The following is a 23,629-nucleotide window of genomic DNA, read 5'->3' on the forward strand; positions in this document are numbered from 1 at the left end:
TTTAATTATTCCAAACTATACCGCGCATTTCTCCGTTATAGTTTCCTGTTTCATCACTAAACTGGATACCTTTAACTCTATCTAATGGGAAATATGTTTGTAAATTAGGTTCTGTACCATCAATATCTGCATCAAGTTGACCAACAGAACGCACTTCATCCCACCTTCTAAAATCTTTAACATAGCCATTTATTTTAGCTCCAAAAGCATTACCTATCCATGTTTCTCCCCAAACAGAATTCAGAGGCACACCAATATCTTCCTGTAGCGAAACCATTTCCCCATCAACATAAATCGCTGTGGTTCTAGCTGTATCGTCATGAACTATGGCTATATGCTGCCAAGTACCAGATTTTATTGTTAAAGCAGGATATGTAGGACCGGTATAATTTGCTATAGCTTCAATATATGTGAAATTCCAACCTCCTCCAGCATTGAGTAGGTTTTCTTCAGACAACTCTTGGTATCCATTAAGCCTTAAACCTAAAGTATTGTTACCAAAAATATCTCCCCAACCAAATGTAGGTAACTCCAAAGTTTTAATCTTTAAGTCAAACTCATAGGTATAATCTCCCGTAGGTGTGTAATTAGGTGTCATTCTAAATCCTACCGCATTAGGGTCTTCACTATCAATATATATTCCCTCTGCTGGCCCTACCAAGTTAGCATTTATTAAATCAATCTGCGCAGATAAGTTAACAGCTGCATCATCTAAGGCTGTTTGTCTCGTTTCACTCTCTAGTACACCATTAGCACCTTCGAGTAAGCTATCAATATAATCTAAGGTACCAATTGGGTAGTCACCATCCATATCACCCTCAACAACCGTAGCCCTAAAATCTGTTAATTCTTGTATAGCAGCATTAATATTATCATAGTTAAGTACAATTACCGGTGGCTCTGAGACCCATTCTACAGCTCCCTCAAGAGTTGCGGTTGAGTTACCAACGACATCAGAGAAAGATGACCCTAAATTAGACCCTAGTGGAAAATAAGCCTCTAGACCAGACTCTGTGCCATCAACGCTTGCGCCGATATTGGCTAGTATTGTTCCTTGATCTAATTCTGAATTCCAAACTTTAACCTCTTTTACTACAACATTACTGGAACGATCAACCCAAGTAGGCCCATTACCAATTATGTAAGGTACATCTGTTGCCGCAGGTGTACCATCTATAGTAGCCACCAAAGTACCGTTAACATAGAACTTTTGTCCTGAACCTGAATTGGTATAAGCAATATCCAGCCATTCTCCAGACTTAAGAGTTCCTGGATCTGCTCCAGCCACTACCCAACCAGAGGCAGTTCCTGCAACCAATTGTAAGGAACCATCACCAAAATATCTTGCAGTCATTCCATTATTAGGAAGTGCTTCTGATGAAAGTAAATTATTAAGTCCAGTTCCACTAAAAGCATTCAAGTCTACAATATACACCTGTAGCTCTATCGTTGAAGCTCCAAATAAAACTTGCTTAAGATTGTCTGATAGCTTTATTCCAGATCCATTTCCATGTTGGATCCATGGTACAGCTACCGAAACTGTACTTCCCTTAAACTTATCAATAGCCGCATTTAGTTTAATAACAGCGTCATCAATATCTGCTTGAGATTTAGAACTTTCAATACGTTTATAAATCCAGTTAACTACGTCTTGAAGCGCATCTTTTGACCCTGGTTGATAATCTCCTGCATTAATACCTTCAACACTTGTTGCTATTAAGTCTTCAGCCTCAGCTATTCTTCCTTCTAGCTGTGCAATATTAAAATTCTGCGCAGTTGCATCATCGTCATTGGCGCAGGATACTGCAAAGAACAGAACTAGCAACGGTAACACAAATGCTACTTTTTTTAAACTGTTTAATATATTCATCTTATTTTTTGTTAAAAATTACTATTCATCAAACCATTAGATTTTGTTTTTGTATCTGCAACATCCCACCATAACTTGTTATCCATACGGTTTGTATTAATTGTATTTTGGTCTGTTGGCAACATTTCTGATTCTGTGTTAAATGCATTATCTGGATATCTAATGCGTTTCACGTAAGTGCCTTGTGCTACGGAAGCAGCACTACTTACACCATCAATAGGCAAAGTTAGGTCTGGGTAATCTGTACGTCTAAAATCTACCCAAGCTTCTCGTCCATTAGGGAAGTTTGCTATGTATTTCTGGGTTATCAGTTGCTTTAATTGTTCTTCATTTGAACCAGACAACACAGGTACTTCATTAATGTATGCAGTAGCCGCGGCAGGATCTACACCAACAAATTCCATAGACGCTCTAACACCTTCTTGCATTAAGGTTGTAGGGTCTCCTCCTGTCCATCCTCTTAATGCGGCTTCAGCTTTTAAAAATACTACTTCAGTATAAAGCATTACGGGTTGATAATGGTCTATTTCAGCATCGTTACCTGTAAAACCAATATATGTGGTATTCTCATTCATTGTTGCAAAATCATTAGCGTCTGCAGGTAATATATTATATCCATTTTCAACACCTTCAAGACGTTCACTGCCAAACATTGGTGAGCTTTCTTTGTAGCCAAACCAAATTCTTGCCCTAGGATCTTCCATGGATGTTTGAGAGTACATCAAATCAGTAAATGTTTTAGAACACCTAATATTATCCCATAAAATAGCCATATTACGCAAATAATCATAAAAGCCATTTACCCAAGCTGGTATATGTGCTACATCATCATTACTTTGCATTACCCCACCATTAATAGCAGCTACTGCTTCTGCTTGTGCTTTTGCTGGATCTACGTTGGATATTCTCATAGCTAATCGTAAGCGCATAGAATTTCCAAAACGTTTCCACTTATCTAAATCCCAACCATAAATCAAATCGCTAGCACTTGGCATAATATACTGGTTAGCATCAGAAGCATCGATAGTGCTTACTGCCTTGTTTAGTCTGTCAAACAAATCATAATAAATATCACGTTCAGTGTTGTAAGGCACTTTTGACCCAAAGCCAATGTCGAAGTATGGTAAATCACCATAGTAGGCCAACATTCGAGCCCATTCTGAAACTTCCCAAATTTCTAAAACTTGCATTAAATTGTTATAAAATGGATCATCACCATATATGCTTTGAAGTGATTTGATGTTAGCCAAACCATCTACAAAAAATGCATTCCATCCCGTAAAAGCCCATCCATCTACATACTCGTACCTACCAGACTCAAAACCAGATACCGTATTAGCCCAGTATTGTGCATAAAAATCTGCATATAAATTTACGTTACGTTGATAATCAAAAACTGGCGTAGTAACAATTCTGTTAAATAATAGTTCTGGTTGAGGGGCAGTAACCGCGTTGGGATTCGTGTTAATTTCCTCAAAATTCTCTGTACAACTGACTGCTATAAAAAACACGCCAGTTAATAGCATTAATATTTTTTTCATAATTCTTTTTTTAAAATTTAACATTCAAAGAAAAGCCATAGGTTCTTTCTACTGGCACAGGAGAAAAGTCAAAAGCTTGACCTCCAACTGATGAGTTAAACGAACTTGCATCAGGTACTGTGCCCGGTGTATTTCTATATAGGTAAAACAGATTCCTTCCTATTAAAGATAGTTTAACACTATTAATTACTCCTTTACCTAAAGACTCAATTATAGATTTAGGGAAAGAATACCCAAGAGATAATTCACCTAATTTCATAAATGAGGCATCATATACAAATTCCTCTGATATCCCTGAAACGGTTCTCCAATAAGCCTCTGGATCCACTATTGTAGTATTAGCACTACCATCTGCCTGTACACCAGTTGGCGTAAAAAATGGCTCTCTTCCGAATGATAATGTTTTTGGAGTGTTACCTGAACCTGTTGCTGAAGCCTCAGTTAACGAATATATATCGCCACCTTGTTGCATCACAAACAAAGCGTTTAAAGAAAAACTTTTGTATGCAGCGTTTATCCCTACAGAACCTGTGAAATCTGCTTGAATATTACCAATTTTCTCTTTTTCAGTAGTATTTGCCGGTAAACCATCTGCTCCTACTATAAGATTTCCGTCAGCATCTCTTTGGTATTTAAATCCATAAATATCACCATAACGCTCACCAACATAACCACGTACTTCTTCTATGATAGTATTACTTTTAAAGTATGTGAAAAAATCAGCTCCAAAATCGGGCAACTCCTCTATTACACCTTTATTAGTTGCAAAATTAAGAGTTAGGCCTAGATTAAAATCTTCAGTTTTAATAGGTACTACATTTGCATATACCTCAATACCTTTATTAGAAATCTCACCTACATTAGTAAGTAAACCTGAATAAAGACTTGTTGAATTTGGAAGTATCGAAGCGATTTGATTTCTAGTGCGCTCATCATACAAAGCAATATCAAAATTTAAACGATTATTGAACAACCTAAACTCTACACCAAGTTCTGTGGTGGTTGAAATTTCTGGTTGCAATAAAGGATCTACCCCTATAGGTGGTGTGTTTGATTGTAATATATTGAAATTACTATTAAAGACATCAAATGTTGGTTTTGTCGCTTGAGGTTCAGAGGCTTTACCTACTTCTGCCCAAGTACCTCTTACTTTTAAATAATTCATCCAGTCTGGCATCTCAACCATTTCTGAAATTAATGCACTTAACCCCACTGATGAATATAAAAAAGAGTTGTTTGCTATGGGTAAAGTAGAAGACCAATCGTTCCTTACCGTAGCGTTCAAAAACAAATAATCTTTATAAGATACATCTGCAAAACCGTATAAGGAATGAATTTCCTCATCAATAAATTGCTCATTAGCTTGTATATTGGAACCTGCATTTAAGAACAATGTACTTTCAAAATCCAACTTACCAGATGATGCATTTAGAGACTCGATACCCCTTCGCATTTGATTTCCCCCTGCACTAATTCCTAAATTAAAGTCTTCATTTAAATCTTTATTATAACTCAATAAAAACTCAGCATTCTCTTCTTTAAAGAAGGATTCTGAAGTATTGATAGATGGTGTATTATTAAAGAATATTTGATCTTCAAAGCGCGCTCCAAATACTTGCTCATATCTGTAAATATCTAAACCATACTTAACCTTTAATCTAAGTGCGTCTGAAAATTTAACATTTGTGGCTAAATAACCAAATGATCTATTACGTTGATCCCTGTTAAAATTTTGGTTTTGTAAAAAGTACGGGTTTCTGTTATTGGCATTAGCGTTTTCTGTTAAAACAGTACTTGGCCCGAATAATATTTCTTTTGTCTTGTTATCGTCAACAACATAACCAGGGGACAAATCTTGAGTTCTTATATTAGCCGGCATTGTGTTAAAAAATGACACAAAACTATATCTACCAATGGTAGGTCTTTGAAATCCTTGCGTATTAATGTAGGATACTTTAGCGTCAACATTTAACCAAGGATTAATATCATAATTCGCTTTAAAGTCAAAATTTAAACGCTCTAGATCTTGTCCTTCATAAATACCTTCTGTATCATCTTTACTTACCAAAACCTTAAAGTTTCCGTCCTCGCTTCCTTTGGTAAAAGTTATAGCGTGTCTTGTGCTTACACCTGTTCTTGTAAAGTCTTCTAATAAGTTAGATTCAGATTGATAAGGTAATGACTCACCCGTCCAAGCCTCTCTTTCTACACCATCAAACCGAGGCCCCCAAGACACCCTTGAACTAGGATCATAAACACCATCAATACCTTGGCCATACTCCCTTTGGGTATCCAGAAAAAAGCTAGCTTCAGAAAATGTAGTAGAGCCTGTGTATGATATACCTAAACCTTGAGAACGTTTACCGCTTTTGGTTGTTATCAGCACAACTCCATTACCACCACGCGCACCGTACAATGCAGCTGCGGGACCTCCTTTTAAAACCGAAATTGTTTCTATGTCATCTGGGTTAATATCCAAAAATCCTCCACCGTTAGAATTACCTCCAAATAAATCTTCAGCATCTGATGTAAAGTCTTGTGTAGAAAAGGGTACTCCATCTATTACCCATAGTAGTTGGTCATTTCCACTTAAGGAACTTGCTCCGCGGATATCTATTCTTGGCTTACCTGTAACACCTCCAGAATTGGTAATATTAACCCCTGCAGCTTTACCTTGCAAAGCAGATGTAGCGTTAGGGTTTGCAGCAGCTGTAATAGTTTCAGAATCCACCTCTTGAACCGCATAAGCCAGAGCTTTCTTCTCTTTTTTAATACCAAGAGCTGTTACTACAACTTCATCTAAAGCCTCTAGGCTTTCTTGCAATGTTACATTAATTACTGTTCGAGAATTAACAACCTCTTCTTTTGCCACAAAACCAACAAAGGTAAATACCAAAGTTGCTTTAGGACTAACATCTAAAGAATAGTTGCCGTCAAAATCAGTTGTAGTGCCTTTACTAGCGCCTTTAACCATTATATTAACCCCTGGAAGCGGCACTCCATTAGAATCCAGCACTGCCCCATTTACAATGCCATTTTGCGCTTTCATTATGTTTGCAAACAACAAAAACACAAAAACTAAAAAGAATAATAATTTTTTCTTCATACTAGTTTTAATTTAATTAGTTTAGAATTATTTAAAATTTATGTTTAAGTAAATGTTACAAAAAAGTTAAGAATTCAAAAGGTTTTTCGACCAACAACATTCTATAAAAGCTAAAGGTTATAAAATGGCAGAGGATAACCTTAAATAATGATTTTCATGGCACATTACCACTAAACAACTCACTATCCACGTCTTAAACAAATAGTTAATCTTACTTAAACATGCCCTTTTTGTTTTCAATCTACATATTATCAGATAAATTAAATGTATTTTTTCACACTGAGCATTTCTCATGAAAACTTGTTAAATAAATTATTAGGCTAACATGATAGGTTGTTCGTCGAAATATTAAACATTTTTGAATCAATACTCTTTAGTTTTGATTAATCAAATTAATTTAATAAAAGTTGTATATATGGAATCCTTAGCTTTTACAAGACCAGGAATGTTTGAAGAAACCCGTTTCGAGAAAATACACAATATTATTTTTGAAGACTCTCAAACACCATCTAAACTTGTGGCGCTCGAAATATCCCAATTAATTAGAAATAAACAGCAGAAAAAAGAGTTTTGCGTTTTAGGTTTGGCTACAGGATCCTCTCCTGTAAAAGTTTACGAAGAATTAGTTCGATTACACAAAGAAGAAGGATTAAGTTTTTATAATGTCATTACGTTTAACCTTGATGAATACTATCCTATGGATAAGGGTAACATACAAAGCTACTTTTATTTCATGCATGAACATTTATTTAATCATGTGGATATATTACCAGAAAACATTAATATCCCCAATGGAAAGGTAAGCGCAGAAGATTTACAACAATATTGCATTGATTATGAGAGAAAAATTAAAGCCCTTGGCGGTTTAGATTTTCAACTTTTGGGCATTGGCAGAACTGGTCATGTTGGTTTTAACGAACCTGGTTCTCATTACAATTCTGGCACTAGAAGCATTACTTTAGATCATATAACCCGGGTGGATGCCGCTCCTGCTTTTTTGGGGATTGACAATGTGCCAAGAAAAGCGATCACCATGGGAATTGGTACCGTAATGAGTGCTAAGCGCATTGTACTACTGGCTTGGGGAAATAATAAAGCAGAAATAATACAAAAGACCATAGAAGGGAATGTGACACCTGAAGTACCAGCAACATATTTACAAAACCATAGCAATACCACTTTTATTTTAGATGAAGAAGCCTCTAAAGAACTTACCCGTGTAAAAACACCATGGCTTGTAACTTCTTGTACGTGGAACGACTCCCTAAAACTTAAAGCTGTAGTATGGTTGTCAGAACTTTTAAATAAATCCATTTTAAAGCTAACAGATTCAGACTACAACAACAACGGCATGTCTGGTTTGCTTACTGAAGAGGGCACTGCTTATGATTTAAATATTAAAATGTTTAACACCCTACAGCATACCATTACGGGGTGGCCTGCCGGGAAACCTAATGCAGACGATTCCAAAAGGCCCGAACGCTCAACTCCTGAACGTAAACGTGTGATTATTTTTAGTCCGCACCCAGATGACGATGTTATTTCTATGGGAGGTACTTTTGACAGACTTATTGAACAAGGGCATGATGTTCATGTAGCTTACCAAACATCTGGCAATATAGCGGTTTCTGACGAGGATGCTTTAAAGTTTGCTGAAATAACTCAATCTCTATGCCCTGATTGTAGTGAAACCCAAAATATCATCAGCTTTTTATCATCAAAAACCAAGAATAATATTGATACCGTTGCGGTAAGAAAACTTAAAGGGTTAATAAGAAGAAATGAGTCATTAGCCGCTACACGGTATTTAAATTTAAATGATGAAAATGTTCATTTTTTAGATTTACCTTTTTATGAAACCGGGACTATAAAAAAGAAAAATATTTCTAATGAAGACATTTCTATAATGGAGAAGCTAATTGACGACATAAAACCACATCAAATTTATGCGGCTGGCGATTTAGCTGATCCACACGGCACACATAAGGTTTGTCTTGATGCATTATTTTATGCTTTAGAAAAACTAAAGAAAAATGATTACATGAGTGATTGCTGGGTATGGTTATATCGTGGTGCATGGCACGAGTGGGATACTTACCAAATTGAAATGGCTGTTCCTTTAAGTCCAGACCAAGTGCTTAAAAAACGACGTGCTATTTTTTATCATCAATCTCAAAAAGATGGGGTTATGTTTCAAGGGGACGACTCCAGAGAGTTCTGGGTAAGAGCTGAAGACAGAAACCGTTTAACCGCAAAAAAATATAATGATTTAGGCTTGGCTGATTACGAAGCAATAGAAGCTTTCAAAAGATACCATTTTTAATTCTAGTCTATGTTATTAGGGTTTAATATTTTACTTTTAACCTCCTCAAGGTAAGACCTACCTATTACATACCTTAACCCCTCTATTTCAACGCTATTACCTTCAACAACATCAATTTTATCTATAGCTATAGTATAAGATCTATGAATACGTATAAAATTATGCCCAGGAAGTAACGATGTAAAATCCGACAAAGTGCTATGAATTATATATTTTCCTGTGGTAGTATTTATTTTTAAATAATCTTTTAATGATTCAATAGTAAGAATTTCATCTAGGTAGATTTTTTTCATCTTTTTTTTGTCAATTTTGACAAAAAGATGTTCTCTGGCATTATTATTTTGATTTATTGCGGTTGTCTTCATGAGTTTATGCTCCACCTTATCAATGGCTTTAATAAATCTAGGAAACTCTATAGGTTTAACTAAATAATCAAGCACATTAAGCTCATACGTTTCAACAGCAAATTCAGTGTAAGCTGTAGTAATAATGACTAAAGGAGGATCTTTTAAAGTCTTTATAAAATTCAATCCATCCAATAAAGGCATATTAATATCTAAAAAAATAACATCCACTTTATGCTCCTTTAAAAACTCCAAAGCTTCTAGGGCATTGCTAAACGTATTTATTACTTCAAATCCATTTATTTGCTGTAAATAGTTTTTAATAACATTAATTGCCAAGGGCTCATCGTCAATTATTAAACATTTGGTACTCATGCTACTCTTATTTTTAGTTTAGCTATAAAAATGTTATCTATTTCTTCAAATTCTAGGTTGTAATCATTTTCAGAATAGCCTAGCGAAAGTCTTTTTCTAACGTTCTTAAGGCCTATACCTCCAGAATAGTTTTTTTCTAAATTTTGATTCATAATTGAAGGCATAGGGTTTGATACACTAAAGTATAGAAAATCTTCTTTAATTTCGAATGAAATATCAATTTTAATATTACCAATGTTTTTGTTTACCCCATGTTTAAAAGCATTCTCAACCAAAGACAACAAAATAATTGGAGCAATTTTTTTGCCTTGTATATCTCCGGTAATTGATACTTCTACTTGTAAAGACTTACTGTGTCTTATCCGCTCTAAATCCAGATAGTTTTGCACACATAAAATTTCCTTTTCCAATGTTTGCCTTCTTTGTCGTGTTTCATACAAAAGATAGCGCATAAGTTCTGATAACTTTAAAATTATTTTGGAGGTTTTCTTTGATTTCTCTAATGCAAGTGAATGGATATTGTTTAAAGTATTAAAGAAGAAATGAGGCGATATCTGGGCTTTTAAAAACATGAGTTCGGTTTCTAAATTTGCTTTCTCAAGTTCAGCCACTCGCCTATGTTCTTGTAGATAATCTAACGTTATTTTTATGGCTGTTACAAATGTTATAACATATAGCTCGCCAATCATCATATCAATAACATAGTTAAGGGATAGTGAATTAAGCGTTTCCGGACCTTCTGGCCATACATTCGTGCTTATTAAAATATATGTAAGATTAAACTTAACCAAAACCATGATAAAAATAGCAGTAAGTACAGATAAAACATACAATATATACTTTCTCTTGTAGACTAAAAATGGCATTAAAACAAAAATATTAAGGTAACATAACACCATGTGGATTGGGAACCCCAAGAGGTTTGTCTTCAAAGAATATATGTAATCCCCAAAGTAACTCCCCCATCTAAATGTGTTGAAAGAAAAATAAATCAACCAAAATATTAAATGAAATTTAAAGGGTAATTTATAATATTCCTTAGAGTTTAAAATCTTTACCATGGTTTCCTTACTATTATTTTTTTGGGTGTTTAGCTTCGATTAGATGTTGTCCGTCTAAATTTATTTGGGAGAATGATAAAATTATGAATTTTTACATTAACTGATTTTTTATGAAGCATATATTGCCGTGTTTGTTTTTGATTGTTTTGGTTTTTACTTGCAAAAATAAAAGTAAAGATTCTTTAAAAAATAGTGCTAAACCAAAATTAACCCATCTGGTAAACCCTTTTATTGGAACAGGTGGGCATGGACACACATATCCCGGTGCCACTGTACCGTTTGGTATGTTACAGGTAAGCCCTGTAAATGGAATATCAGCTTGGGATTGGTGCTCTGGCTACCATTATACAGATTCGGTAGCCATAGGTTTTAGCCACTTGGCACTAAGCGGAACAGGTATTGGAGATTTGGCTGACATATTGCTAATGCCCATAAACAAAGAGGTGGATTTGTCTCCCACACCTAAAGAACGAGATAGTCTAAACTATAAATCAAAATACACTCATAAAAACGAGAACGCTTCTCCAGGATATTATCAAGTATATTTAGAAGACCATGATATTGATGTTGAATTAACAACTTCTCAAAGAACCGCCCATCATAAGTACACCTTTAAAGAGGGCGATATGCAATCTGTAGTCTTAGATTTAGGGTTCTCCATTAATTGGGATAAGCCCACAGAAACAGCTATTAATATTGAAAATGATAGTACAGTAACAGGTTACAGATTCAGCACAGGATGGGCAAAAAACCAAAAGGTGTTTTTTGTTGCTAAATTTTCAAAACTTATTAAAAATTCCAAGCTGTATATTGAAGGTAATTTAACAGAAAACAATACCGCCATAGGCGAAAAAACGGCCACCCAATTGATTTTTGATAGTCAAAATACCAACCAGCTTTATGTTAAAGTAGCGCTATCATCTGTTAGTATTGAAAATGCTAAAAATAATTTAGACTCTGGTAATTTTGATTTTGAAGCTACTAAACGAAATGCAGAGCATATTTGGGAAAGTGCATTACAAAACATAAAAGTAGAAACACCTGTGGATTCCCTAGAAACAATGTTCTATACTGCGTTATACCACAGTCAACTGGCACCTGTAACGTTTAGTGATGCCAATGGTGCATTTAGAAAGGAGAACGACAGTATCGCTGTTGCTGATGATTATACGGCTTATTCAACCCTATCGCTTTGGGATACCTTTAGGGCAGAACACCCCTTACTTACGTTAGTCGCTAGAGATAAGGTGGCCCATTTTATTAATTCTATGCTGGCGTATTATGAAACCCGTAACATTTTACCCGTGTGGACACTATACGGCAACGAAACTAACACCATGACGGGTTATCATTCCATACCTGTTATCGTGGAGGCCTACTTAAAGGGTATACATGGTTTTGATGCTGAAAAAGCTTACGAAGCCATGAAAATAACTATGATGCAGAACGAAAGAGGCTTAGAGCATTATAAAACCTTTGGTTATATCCCTTATGAATTGTTAGATGAATCGGTTACCATTACTCTAGAATATGCATATAATGATTGGTGTGTAGCACAAATGGCTAAAGCATTAGGAAAAGATAACGACTATAATTTCTTCATGCAACGTTCAAAAGCATACACATATTTATTTGATAAAGACACTGGCTTTATGCGTGGCAAATCTAAAAATGGTAAGTCATGGAATACACCTTTCGACCCTAAATATTCTAACCACAGGGAACATACTGATTATACAGAAGGTAACGCATGGCAACACAGTTGGTTTGTACCTCATGCCGTTGAAGATTTTATTGCTATGCACGGCGGTAACGAAACCTTTACATCTAGACTAGAACAGCTATTCACAGAAAGCTCTGATATTACAGGAGATAATGTTTCTGTTGATATTTCAGGGCTTATCGGCCAGTATGCACATGGTAATGAGCCTAGTCATCATATTGCTTACATGTTTAATAAAGCCAATAAACCATGGCGTACACAATACTGGGTAAACCATATTTTAAATACACAATATAACACAACACCTAATGGTTTAAGTGGCAATGAAGACTGCGGACAAATGAGTGCATGGTACGTGTTTAGTGCCATGGGATTCTATCCCATGAATCCAGCATCTGGTATTTATGAAATTGGAAGTCCGATTTTTGAAAAAACTACCATCAAATTAGAAGATGATAAAGTATTTACTATTGAAGCTGAAAACGTTTCAGATAAAAACATCTATATACAATCTGCCACCTTAAATGATAAAGATTTTAATAGCACAACCATCTCTCACAAGCAAATTCTAAACGGAGGCACCTTAACGTTTAAAATGGGTCCAGAACCTAATAAAACCTGGGGTGTAAAAAATTGATTTATGAACGCTATTGATGTAACAATTATTGGAGTATATATTTTATTAACCTTAGGGGTTGGTATATGGATATCTAAAAGGGCATCCAAAGGTCTCGACTCATACTTTTTAGGTGGAAAAAGCATTAAATGGTACTACCTAGGGTTGAGTAATGGCTCAGGAATGTTTGATGTCTCAGGTACCGCTTGGATGGTCGGTATCCTATTTCTATATGGCGTTAAAAGTTTTATGTTCATGTGGATGTGGCCCATTTTTAACCAGATTTTTGTAATGGTATTTTTGGCCGCCTGGATAAGACGTTCTAATATTATGACAGGTTCGGAATGGATTTTAACACGTTTTGGAGACGATAAAGCAGGTAGAGCATCCCATCTTATTGTTGCCATATTTGCCATTATCGCCTCAGTGGGTTTCATTGCCTACTTTTTTGAAGGTGTTGGCAAGTTTTTAACCATCATACTACCATGGGACCTAACTTTGATGTTTAATGATGCCGTTTTGTTGTCATCAGACCAAAGCTACGCACTAATCATTATTTTTCTAACCACAATTTATACCGTAAAAGGCGGTATGTTTTCTGTAGTAGCTACAGAGGTATTGCAATACGGCATCATGGTTTTGGCTGGTATTTTAATCGCAACATATACTTTTATTTCAGTATCAGATATACAATTAGAGACTGTTATTTCAAAAGAATGGAGTACCGTATTTTTTGGTTGGGAACTAGATAGTTTTTGGGAAGGTAAATATCAAGCGTTTAATAATTTAATTGATACCCAGGGCTACAAAATGTTTGGGGCTTTTATTGGTATGTCTTTATTTAAAGGTTTCTTTGCTAGTATTGCAGGACCTACCCCAAGTTATGATATGCAACGTATACTCTCCACACGGTCTGTTAAAGAGGCCGCTTACATGAGCGGATTTACCAATTTAGTATTATTTATTCCTAGATATCTACTCATAGCAGGTATTGTTATTTTGGGGCTAGTATTTATCGCGCCAGAAATGGCCACATCAAATACGCTATCTACAGACGATTTAGAAATTATCTTACCTAAAGTAATAAATCACCACGTACCTGTTGGCATAAAAGGGATACTTTTAGCAGGTCTTTTGGCCGCTTTTATGTCCACATTCTCAGCATTTGTAAATTCAGGCCCCGCATATATTGTAAATGATATTTATAAAAAATACTTTAAACCAGAAGCTACACCCATACATTATGTGAAAGCAAGCCATTTAGCTTCTTTTGGTATCGTGATTTTAGGAGTCATCATGGGGTTTTTTGCAGATTCTATTAACTCTATAACATTATGGATTTCAAGTGCCCTATATGGAGGTTATGTTGCGGCCAACTTGCTAAAGTGGATTTGGTGGCGCTTTAACGGATGGGGCTATTTTTGGGGTATGACCGCAGGCCTTATAATCGCAACACTTCATTTTATAATAGAACAAAACCAAAGCAATTTTGAAATTGGGTCTTTTATGTATGAAGTAGCCAAACTTCCTGTTATTTATGCGTTTCCTGTTATATTATTAACATCGTTGCTTGGAGCCTTTCTAGGAACATATTTAACACCGGCAACAGATATGAAAACCTTAAAAAGTTTCTACACCAATGTAAGGCCGTGGGGTTGGTGGAACCCAGTTTTTAAAAGGATTAAAGAGACCAATCCAGTCTTTAAGAAAAATAAAGATTTTCCAATCGACATGTTTAACTGTATTATTGGTATTATATGGCAATCCAGTATGATATTATTGCCCATTTACTTTATGGTTAGAGATTACACAAATATGTTTTGCGTTTTGGTGCTATTTGCAGTAACTTCTGTGATTTTAAAATTTACTTGGTTAGATAAAGTAAGGAAGTATAAAAATTAATTGAAAAAGATGAACCTAATTCCTTGGGAAGAAAGACCTAAAGGGTCAAAAGATGTAGTGTGGCGTTATAGCCAAAACCCGATTATTAATCGTGATGCCATTCCAACATCCAACAGCGTTTTTAATAGTGCCGTAGTGCCATTTAAAGATGGTTTTGCAGGGGTGTTTAGATGCGATAATAAAGCTGTGCAAATGAACATTTTTGCTGGCTTTAGCGGCGATGGCTTAAATTGGAATATCAATGAGAACCCCATTGAATTCAAGGCACACGACAAAGAACAGGTACTAGGAGATTACAAATACGACCCCAGAGTGGTATTTTTAGAAGACCGCTACTGGATTACTTGGTGCGAAGGCCATAATGGACCAACTATTGGTATAGGTTATACCTTCGATTTTAAAGAATTCTTTCAGTGCGAAAGTGCCTTTTTACCTTTCAACAGAAATGGGGTATTGTTACCTCAAAAAATTAATGGTAAATATGCCATGATGAGTCGCCCAAGCGATAATGGTCACACGCCTTTTGGAGATATCTACATGAGTTACAGCCCCGACATGAAATACTGGGGAGAACACCGGCACATGATGTCTCCCACCTCCTTTAAAGATAGTGCGTGGCAGTGTACAAAAATTGGCGCAGGCTCAGTCCCTTTTTTAACCAATGAGGGCTGGTTAATGTTTTATCATGGCGTTATAAATACCTGCAACGGCTTTAGGTATGCCATGGGCTCTGCAATTTTAGATACAGACCAACCGCATATCGTAAAGTACAGAACCCAACCCTATTTGCTCACACCATCTAAAACCTATGAGCAAGTAGGCGACGTACCTAACGTAATTTTCCCCTGTGCTTCCCTGCAGGACGTAAAGAACGATAAAGTTACCATCTATTACGGAGGTGCAGACACCGTTGTAGCCATAGCATTTGGTTATATAAGTGAAATATTAGCATTTACACAAAACAATAGCATCTTATAAAAAAAGAATGAGATTAATAGCACCATTACATCCCATTTTAAAAAAAGGCTTATGGAACATAAGTCTTTTTTTTCTTGGGCTACCACTTTATAGTTGTGCGCAAGATAATATAGTTACTACTCCCAAAATATACATAGCAAATTTTGTTGATGAACCACTAAAAATTGACGGATTGGGAAACGAAACTTCGTGGAAAAACGCTCCGTATTCCGATATGTTTATTGATATAAAAGGTGTTAAAACTCCCAAGTACAAAACACAAGTAAAAATGCTTTGGGACAATCATCATATTTATTTTTTTGCTCAATTAGAAGAGCCTCATGTATGGGGAACATTAATAAAAAGAGACACAATAATTTATCATAATAACGATTTTGAAATTTTTATTGACACTGATAATGACACCCATAATTATTACGAATTTGAATTTAACGCCCTCAATACCGTTTGGGATTTATTTTTAACAAAACCATACCGTGATGGTGCATTAACGCTCAACGATTGGGATGCCAAGGGTTTAAAATCCGCTGTTTATATTGATGGTACATTAAATAATCCAAATGATACAGACAATGGATGGCATATTGAAATTGCGATACCACTCAGTGCTTTTAAAACTTCTTATTTTGAGACCTTTAATTTATCAGACACCTTTTGGAGAGTCAATTTTTCAAGAGTGCATTGGGATTTTCAACTAGATAACGGAACATACCAAAGAAAGACAGATGAAAAAGGAGAACTTTTACATGAATATAATTGGGTATGGTCGCCGCAAGGCGCTATAGCGATGCATCAACCCGAAACTTGGGGGTACGTCTATTTTTCAAAGGAAAATAAAAGTTTTACCATTCCAAAGGATGAACACATCAAGTGGTATTTATCCGAGTTGCATAATGCTTTAAAACACAAAACTATCACTATTGAAGAAGTTAGTCGGCCAAAGCAAATTCTGAATAAAACGATAACTCCTCACTACGACAATCACAAAACAGGCTATAATATTTGGGTGGAAAGCCCTTTTTCAGATACAATAATCATCATTAATCAACATGGTAAAATAATCATAAAATAATGTTCTATATGAAATCAATACATCAATTACTCATCATTATTTTCATAGTAACAGTATCCTGTTCAAAAGAAAAAAAGGACATCAAAATTACTGAGACTGAAATCACACCAACATTTAAGTATTGGGCTTGGTATACTGCTGACGCCAGCGTATCTGATAGTATTCATGTTAATTATTTTAAAAAATATGCAAATTCCGGTATCGATGCCGTGCTTATTGATACCAGAGCAGATGCCGATTATTTGGCTAAAGTAGCCCCATTAGCAATCAAAGAAGGACTGGAAGTACACGCGTGGATGTTCACCATGAACAGACCCGGCGATACCACAGCACTAAAACATCCCGATTGGTATATGGTAAGCCGAAGTGGAAAATCGTGTTTTGACGACCGTCCCTATGTAGAGTATTACCAGTGGTTATCTCCAAGTCATCCAGAAGCCCGAAAACATATTTGGAGTCTTGTAGAAGGTTTAGCAAAAGTCGAAGGCATTTCCAGCGTACACCTAGATTATATAAGATATCCTGATGTGTATTTACCTGTAGGTTTACTTCCTAAATACGATTTAGTACAAAACGAAGAACTTCCCGATTTTGATTTTGATTATTCAGAAGCCTCGGTTAAAAAATTTGAAAAGCTATTTGGAAAAGACATTACAAAAGCTGAAGTACCAGCCATAGACATAGAATGGAAACAATTCAGGCTTAACGAAATTAAAGCGGTTGTAGATGGCGCTTACGATATTGCTCATAAACACGGTAAAGAATTAACAGCCGCCGTATTCCCTTATCCCGAAATGGCAGACCATATGGTGCGTCAACGTTGGGACAAATGGAATATTGATGCAGTTTTACCGATGATTTATAACAATTTTTACAATGAAGGTTTAGATTGGGTTGAATTTGCTACAAAGCAAGGGCTTACCGATTTAAAAGCCAAACAAACCCAATTACACACAGGCTTGTATTTACCTGAAATGACGGATGATGAATTTGCAAAAGCAATAGCCATAGTAAAACAATCAGGAGCATCTGGAGTTGCTTTTTTTGATATTCAAGAATCCCATTTTGAAGTTATTAAAGCGTCGCATTAACACTTACTCATGAATAAGCGTTATGTATACATATTACTATTGATTATCACGTTTTCTTGTAAACCTAAAACAGATGTAAAAGAAAACACCAAACCTTTGGTAGATTATGTAAATCCGTTTATTGGAACCGATGGCCCCGGAAATACATACCCGGGAGCTAGCGAACCTTTTGGTATGGTACAATTAAGTCCAGATATAGGCATTCCAGGTTGGGATAGAATTGCGGGCTACTATTACCAAGATTCTATAATCACGGGATTTTCTCACACCCATTTATCAGGCACAGGAGCTGGCGATTTATACGATATCCTAGTCATGCCAACCAATAGTAGATTCAATAAGCGTATAGAAGCCAATAATTTCAAACCCTATTCCACGTTCAGTCATAAAAACGAAAAGGCATTTCCGGGGTATTACTCAGTAGATTTGTTAGATTATGGTATAACAGCAGAATTAACAGCTACAAAGCGGGTTGGCATACACCGATATACCTTTCCAAAAGATGGCGACACTCAAATACATATAGATTTAGGCTATGCCTTGAACTGGGATAAACCAACAGAAACTTATATTGAAAAAGTTAATGATACTACTATACAAGGCTATCGTATGTCTACAGGTTGGGCAAGAAACCAAAAAGTGTATTTTCAAATGCAGTTTTCAAAACCTTTTGATACGCACCACTACTATAAAAACGATACACTAAAAATTTACCCAATGAAGGGTAATACCAAAATGGTATTGAAATATCAGACCCTTGACGATGAACAAATCGTCATTAAAACAGGGCTATCCTCTACAAGTTGTGAGGCCGCGGCCCATGCTATAAAAATGGAAACCGTTGGCTTTGATTTTGACTATCAACAGGAAAAAACTACGTTGGTTTGGGAAAATCAGCTAAAAAAAATAATTGTAGAGACGCCCGATGACGACAAAAAGAGCATATTCTATACTATGATGTACCAAAATATGCTTACCCCAAATCTGTTTAGTGATTACGGTGGAACTTACAAAACCACTAATGATGAAAACGGACAGTTAAAACCGGGTATCAACCCCATTTCCAAAGCAGAAGGGTTTAATAGATACGATACGTTTTCGTTGTGGGACACATTTAGAGGCGCACATCCATTGCACACTATATTACAACCAAAATTGGTGCCGTATTTTATAAAATCTTTATTGGCACATTATAAAGAAACAGGAGAATTACCAGTATGGTCTATGCAAGGTAGTGAAACCAATATGATGATTGGTTACCACGCCGTACCCGTAATAGTAGATGCTTATTTTAAAGGTTTTGATTTAGATGCAGAACTCGCATACCAAGCCTGCAAAGAAAGTGCTATGGCAAACGATAGGCAAATAGACGTTTACAGGAAGAAAGGCTATATACCGGTTGATGAACATCACGAAAATTGGTCGGTTTCAAAAACTATGGAATATGCTTATGATGATTGGTGTATTGCCATGTTTGCACAGTCATTAGGTAAACTTGAAGATTACAACTATTTTATAGAACGCTCTAAAAATTGGCAAAACCTACATAACGTAACCAATTCTTGGATGCAACCTAAAGATGGAAGGGGCAACTTTATCGCACCATTTGTTCCCAAGGAGTACAGCCCCTACTTCTGCGAAAGCAATGCTTGGCATTATTACTGGTTTGTGCCTCATGATGTGGAAACCCTTATCGAAAAAACAGGAGGAGCCGAACGTTTTGAACAAAAACTAGACTCCATGTTTACGTACTATCCCGAACCTACTGATAAATTACCATTATTTAGCACAGGCATGATTGGACAATATGCACATGGAAACGAACCCAGTCATCATGTGGCCTATTTGTATAATTTCATAAATAAACCATCCAAAGCGCAAAAATATATACGTCAAATTTTAGAAACGCAATACAAAAATGAACCAAATGGACATTGTGGGAATGAAGACTGCGGACAAATGTCGTCATGGTATATCTTCAACGCATTAGGATTTTACCCTGTTAATCCGGCCCAAAATGCCTATGCCTTGGGGTCGCCACTTTTTGATTCTGCTACCATTGCATTGCCAGATAAAAAACAGTTCAAGATTGTAGCAGAAAACAATTCAAAAGATAATATTTATGTGAAATCGATATGGCTTAATGGAGAAACCCTTAATAAGAACTACATTACCCACAAAGAGATTTTGGCAGGCGGTACACTTAAATTTGAAATGAGTAATACTCCAAACTTAAGCAAAGTAGTTGAAAAGCTAAATTCTGCCAAGGTTTATGATAATTTTCCATATTAATGCATTATAGCTCCTTGTAATGACACGCACTTTATAAGTATTTTTACTAAACAAAAATTAAACATGCATTTTTTAAAGAAAACACTAATTTTTAGCACAATTTTCAGTTGTATAGGGTGTCAAAACTCTAGTTCTAAGGAAAAGGTTAAACATGAAATAATAAAGCCTGTTGTTATCTCTACATGGAACCACGGCTTGGTAGCAAACGAAGCTGCATGGAAACTATTGGTAAATGGCAAAAATGCTATAGACGCTGTTGAGGTTGGTGTAAAAACAGCCGAAGCAAATCCAAATGTACAAACTGTAGGCTTAGGAGGTTTTCCTGACAGAGAAGGAAAAGTAACCCTAGATGCTTGTATTATGGATCATAATAATAATTGCGGTTCTGTAGCATTTCTTCAGCATATAAAACATCCCATCTCTGTGGCCAGAATGGTAATGGAAAAAACACCCCATGTCATGTTGGTTGGAGAAGGCGCCCTACAATTTGCTTTAGAACAAGGATTTAAAAAAGAAAATTTATTAACAGAAAAATCTAAAAAAGCTTTTGAGGCATGGTTAGAAAATTCTCAATACAAACCCACAATTAATATAGAAAATCATGACACTATTAGCATGTTGGCGTTAGATGAAAACGGCAACCTTTCTGGAGCCTGTACAACAAGTGGCGCAGCTTGGAAAATGCACGGACGCGTAGGTGATTCTCCAATAATTGGAGCTGGTCTATTTTTAGATAACGAAGTTGGCGCTGCCGCTGCTACAGGCATGGGAGAAGCTATGATGAAAACTGCGGGAAGTGCTATGGTAGTGGAGTTAATGCGACATGGGAAATCGCCAGAAGAAGCCTGTAAAGAAGTTGTAAAACGCATCTATAAAACCTATCAAAACTCTCCAGATTTAGAATGGTTGCAAGTAGGGTTTATAGCTTTGAATAAAAATGGAGAATATGGCTCGTATTGTTTAAGACCCGGTTTTAATTACGCTGTACAAACCAAATCACTAAAAAATCAATTAATAGACGGTAAATACTTTTTACCTTAGAGTTAAAAAAATAAAGGAATATGCTACGATTTAAATTACTTAAAAATCTTATACTAGTACTATTTATAACTTTAACTGCCTGCAAAAATAATCCAAAACAAGATGAAGAACAAAAGACTGAAAACACATCAAAAGACTATACGCAATTCGTCAATCCATTTATTGGCACTTCAAACTTTGGTACAACTAACCCAGGTCCTATTGCTGTACGTGGAATGGCAAACGTATCTCCATTTAATGTAGCTGGCCCGCAAAATTTACCATTAGAAAAAGATAGCCGTTGGTTATCCACACCCTATGTACACGAAAACACCTTTTTAACAGGATTTAGCCATGTCAATCTCAGTGGTGTGGGGTGTCCTGATTTGGGTGTTATTTTAGCAATGCCAACCATAGGAAATTTAGAAACCAATCACTTAAATTATGGATCTACATATTCAAAAGAATCGGCCTCAGTCGGGTATTATACCAATACACTAGACAAATACAATATTAAGGTTGAAACTACTGCAACCACACGAGTTGGTGTGAGCAAATATCACTTTCCCGCAGGAAATGCCAATATCCTTTTAAATTTAGGTTTAGGCTTAACTAACGAAGAAGGTGCCATGGTAAAAGTAGTTTCTCCTTATGAAATTGAGGGTATGCGCTCTGTGGGTAGTTTTTGTTATTACAAACCCGAAGAAGCATATCCCATTTACTTTGTGGCACGTTTTTCAAAACCAGCAGATACTTTTGGTGTATGGAAAACCCCTAGAAGTTATGATGGCGTAGAAGGCAAATGGATGGGGTATAACGGAAAAAATCGTTTAAAAGAAAATTATACCAAAGAAGTTGTTGGTGATAGTATTGGGGCATATATGCGCTACAATTTTAAAACGCCTACAGTGGTAGAAATGAAAGTTGGTGTGTCTTATGTCAGTATCGAAAACGCCAGAGAAAATCTAGAAAAAGAAACTGCAAATAAAACGTTCGATGCTGTTTTAGCTGACACCAAAAATGATTGGAACCAACATTTATCCAAAATTGAAGTTGAAGGCGGTACTGAGAATGACAAAACTATTTTTTATACCGCTTTGTATCATACATTAATTCATCCCAATACTTTAAATGACAGTAATGGCGAATACCCCAAAATGAAAACCCGGGAAACTTTAAAAACCGATGGCACACGCTATACTACCTTTTCTTTTTGGGATACCTATAGGAATCTACACCAGTTAATGAGTTTGGTATATCCCGAACAGCAATCCAACATGATAAAAAGCATGTTGCAGATTTACGATGAATCAGGATGGTTACCTAAATGGGAACTTAATGCTACCGAAACCACCACCATGGTTGGCGACCCTGCAGGAATTATAATTGCTGATACGTACCTAAAAGGCATTACCGATTTTAATATTGAAAAAGCATACGAAGCTATGAAAAAGAGTGCTACTCAAATTGAAAATAATGCTTTAAGGCCTGGACTAAAAGATTATATTGAAAAAGGGTATTTAACAACTAATACTACACATAGTGGCTCCGTTTCTACTACTCAAGAATATAATATTTCAGATTTTGCCATTGCACAATTATCTAAAGCCCTAGGTAAACAAGAAGATTACAAGTTATTTTCTGAAAGAGCCTTATCTTACAGAAAGCTATATAGCGACGAGTTTAAATTATTAAGACCAAAAAATGAAGATGGCAGCTGGTTAACACCCTACAATCCAGAACATGGAGCTAATTTTGTTGAAAACGTTGGTTTTATAGAAGGTAATGCATGGCAATATACCTTTATGGTATCGCATGACACAAAGGGTTTAATTAACCTCATGGGAGGCGAACATAAGTTTGCAACCCAACTGGAAAATGTATTTACAAAAAAACACTTTGATATGGCCAATGAGCCCGATATAGGGTATCCATATCTGTTCAAATATATTAAAGGGCAAGAGTACAAAACGGATGCATTAGTTCAGGAACTTTTAAAAACCTATTTTAAAAACACACCAGATGGATTACCAGGAAATGATGATACAGGTACCATGAGCGCATGGGCAGTATTTTCTATGATGGGAATTTATCCTGTAACCCCCAGTGAACCAAGCTATGTTATTTTCCCTTCAACATTTGATAAGGTTACCATTCATTTAAACAACATGTATTATCAGAATTCCAAACTTATTCTATCAAAAGAACAATCTGGGGGTAGAAATCAAGTATTTGTAAATGGCAATACTTACAATCATCATTTTATTTCACATGACGAATTAACGAAATCTAAATAGTTATAAAACATATACCCA

The 23,629-nt window shown here is 35.9% G+C and carries 14 protein-coding genes; 9 read left to right on the plus strand and 5 right to left on the minus strand.

What is annotated here, in order from left to right:
• Position 1: 1 nt before the first annotated feature.
• The 3 genes from ABI125_14700 to ABI125_14710 are packed head-to-tail and all read right to left on the minus strand — an operon-like array spanning position 2 to position 6,517.
• Positions 2–1,870 carry a LamG domain-containing protein gene (locus ABI125_14700; GenBank protein XCF05954.1) on the minus strand — a complete coding sequence of 623 codons (1,869 nt, stop codon included), beginning with the start codon at positions 1,868–1,870 and terminating at the stop codon, positions 2–4.
• Positions 1,871–1,881: 11 nt separating this feature from the next.
• Positions 1,882–3,396, minus strand: a complete 1,515-nt coding sequence (locus ABI125_14705; protein ID XCF05955.1) for a SusD/RagB family nutrient-binding outer membrane lipoprotein — start codon at positions 3,394–3,396, stop codon at positions 1,882–1,884.
• Between the two features lie 25 nt (positions 3,397–3,421).
• Complete coding sequence (locus ABI125_14710; protein ID XCF05956.1) at positions 3,422–6,517, minus strand: SusC/RagA family TonB-linked outer membrane protein; 3,096 nt, start codon at positions 6,515–6,517, stop codon at positions 3,422–3,424.
• A 415-nt stretch (positions 6,518–6,932) separates the two neighbouring features.
• Between ABI125_14710 and nagB the strand changes: the two genes are divergently transcribed.
• Positions 6,933–8,840, plus strand: a complete 1,908-nt coding sequence (nagB, locus tag ABI125_14715; GenBank protein XCF05957.1) for a glucosamine-6-phosphate deaminase — start codon at positions 6,933–6,935, stop codon at positions 8,838–8,840.
• A 2-nt stretch (positions 8,841–8,842) separates the two neighbouring features.
• Here the strand turns inward: nagB and ABI125_14720 are convergent, their stop codons facing one another.
• Together ABI125_14720 and ABI125_14725 are read right to left on the minus strand one after the other, a co-directional pair.
• Positions 8,843–9,559, minus strand: coding sequence for a response regulator transcription factor (locus ABI125_14720; protein XCF05958.1), 717 nt, complete (start codon positions 9,557–9,559; stop codon positions 8,843–8,845).
• The gene (locus ABI125_14725) at positions 9,556–10,425 is read right to left on the minus strand and encodes a histidine kinase (GenBank protein ID XCF05959.1); all 870 of its coding nucleotides are present in this window, start codon (positions 10,423–10,425) and stop codon (positions 9,556–9,558) included. Before ABI125_14725 ends, ABI125_14720 begins: the two co-directional genes overlap by 4 nt.
• Before the next feature lie 305 nt (positions 10,426–10,730).
• Between ABI125_14725 and ABI125_14730 the strand changes: the two genes are divergently transcribed.
• The 8 genes from ABI125_14730 to ABI125_14765 all read left to right on the plus strand — a co-directional run bounded on the left by ABI125_14730 (position 10,731) and on the right by ABI125_14765 (position 23,611).
• Positions 10,731–12,980, plus strand: coding sequence for a GH92 family glycosyl hydrolase (locus tag ABI125_14730; GenBank protein XCF05960.1), 2,250 nt, complete (start codon positions 10,731–10,733; stop codon positions 12,978–12,980).
• A 3-nt stretch (positions 12,981–12,983) separates the two neighbouring features.
• Positions 12,984–14,861, plus strand: a complete 1,878-nt coding sequence (locus tag ABI125_14735) for a sodium:solute symporter family protein (protein XCF05961.1) — start codon at positions 12,984–12,986, stop codon at positions 14,859–14,861.
• Between the two features lie 9 nt (positions 14,862–14,870).
• Positions 14,871–15,839 (plus strand): glycoside hydrolase family 130 protein, encoded by a 969-nt coding sequence (locus ABI125_14740; protein ID XCF05962.1) that lies wholly within the window; start codon positions 14,871–14,873, stop codon positions 15,837–15,839.
• 7 nt (positions 15,840–15,846) lie between these two features.
• A complete protein-coding gene (locus ABI125_14745; protein ID XCF05963.1) occupies positions 15,847–16,911 on the plus strand; it encodes a carbohydrate-binding family 9-like protein in 1,065 nt (354 codons plus the stop codon).
• A gap of 8 nt (positions 16,912–16,919) precedes the next feature.
• A complete protein-coding gene (locus ABI125_14750) occupies positions 16,920–18,002 on the plus strand; it encodes a family 10 glycosylhydrolase (protein ID XCF05964.1) in 1,083 nt (360 codons plus the stop codon).
• 9 nt (positions 18,003–18,011) lie between these two features.
• Positions 18,012–20,294, plus strand: coding sequence for a GH92 family glycosyl hydrolase (locus ABI125_14755; GenBank protein XCF05965.1), 2,283 nt, complete (start codon positions 18,012–18,014; stop codon positions 20,292–20,294).
• A 63-nt stretch (positions 20,295–20,357) separates the two neighbouring features.
• Positions 20,358–21,335 (plus strand): N(4)-(beta-N-acetylglucosaminyl)-L-asparaginase, encoded by a 978-nt coding sequence (locus tag ABI125_14760; GenBank protein ID XCF05966.1) that lies wholly within the window; start codon positions 20,358–20,360, stop codon positions 21,333–21,335.
• Between the two features lie 20 nt (positions 21,336–21,355).
• Positions 21,356–23,611 (plus strand): GH92 family glycosyl hydrolase, encoded by a 2,256-nt coding sequence (locus tag ABI125_14765; protein ID XCF05967.1) that lies wholly within the window; start codon positions 21,356–21,358, stop codon positions 23,609–23,611.
• Positions 23,612–23,629: the final 18 nt, after the last annotated feature.

The organism is Tamlana crocina (assembly GCA_040429635.1).
Lineage (GTDB): Bacteria > Bacteroidota > Bacteroidia > Flavobacteriales > Flavobacteriaceae > Flavisericum > Flavisericum crocinum.

What these genes read in the sequence shown, in the direction of transcription:
- ABI125_14700 (XCF05954.1), bottom strand. Translation starts at nt 1,870, where the DNA reads ATGAATATATTAAACAGTTTAAAAAAAGTAGCATTTGTGTTACCGTTG.
- ABI125_14705 (XCF05955.1), bottom strand. Translation starts at nt 3,396, where the DNA reads ATGCTATTAACTGGCGTGTTTTTTATAGCAGTCAGTTGTACAGAGAAT.
- ABI125_14710 (XCF05956.1), bottom strand. Translation starts at nt 6,517, where the DNA reads ATGAAGAAAAAATTATTATTCTTTTTAGTTTTTGTGTTTTTGTTGTTT.
- nagB (XCF05957.1), top strand. Translation starts at nt 6,933, where the DNA reads ATGGAATCCTTAGCTTTTACAAGACCAGGAATGTTTGAAGAAACCCGT.
- ABI125_14720 (XCF05958.1), bottom strand. Translation starts at nt 9,559, where the DNA reads ATGAGTACCAAATGTTTAATAATTGACGATGAGCCCTTGGCAATTAAT.
- ABI125_14725 (XCF05959.1), bottom strand. Translation starts at nt 10,425, where the DNA reads ATGCCATTTTTAGTCTACAAGAGAAAGTATATATTGTATGTTTTATCT.
- ABI125_14730 (XCF05960.1), top strand. Translation starts at nt 10,731, where the DNA reads ATGAAGCATATATTGCCGTGTTTGTTTTTGATTGTTTTGGTTTTTACT.
- ABI125_14735 (XCF05961.1), top strand. Translation starts at nt 12,984, where the DNA reads ATGAACGCTATTGATGTAACAATTATTGGAGTATATATTTTATTAACC.
- ABI125_14740 (XCF05962.1), top strand. Translation starts at nt 14,871, where the DNA reads ATGAACCTAATTCCTTGGGAAGAAAGACCTAAAGGGTCAAAAGATGTA.
- ABI125_14745 (XCF05963.1), top strand. Translation starts at nt 15,847, where the DNA reads ATGAGATTAATAGCACCATTACATCCCATTTTAAAAAAAGGCTTATGG.
- ABI125_14750 (XCF05964.1), top strand. Translation starts at nt 16,920, where the DNA reads ATGAAATCAATACATCAATTACTCATCATTATTTTCATAGTAACAGTA.
- ABI125_14755 (XCF05965.1), top strand. Translation starts at nt 18,012, where the DNA reads ATGAATAAGCGTTATGTATACATATTACTATTGATTATCACGTTTTCT.
- ABI125_14760 (XCF05966.1), top strand. Translation starts at nt 20,358, where the DNA reads ATGCATTTTTTAAAGAAAACACTAATTTTTAGCACAATTTTCAGTTGT.
- ABI125_14765 (XCF05967.1), top strand. Translation starts at nt 21,356, where the DNA reads ATGCTACGATTTAAATTACTTAAAAATCTTATACTAGTACTATTTATA.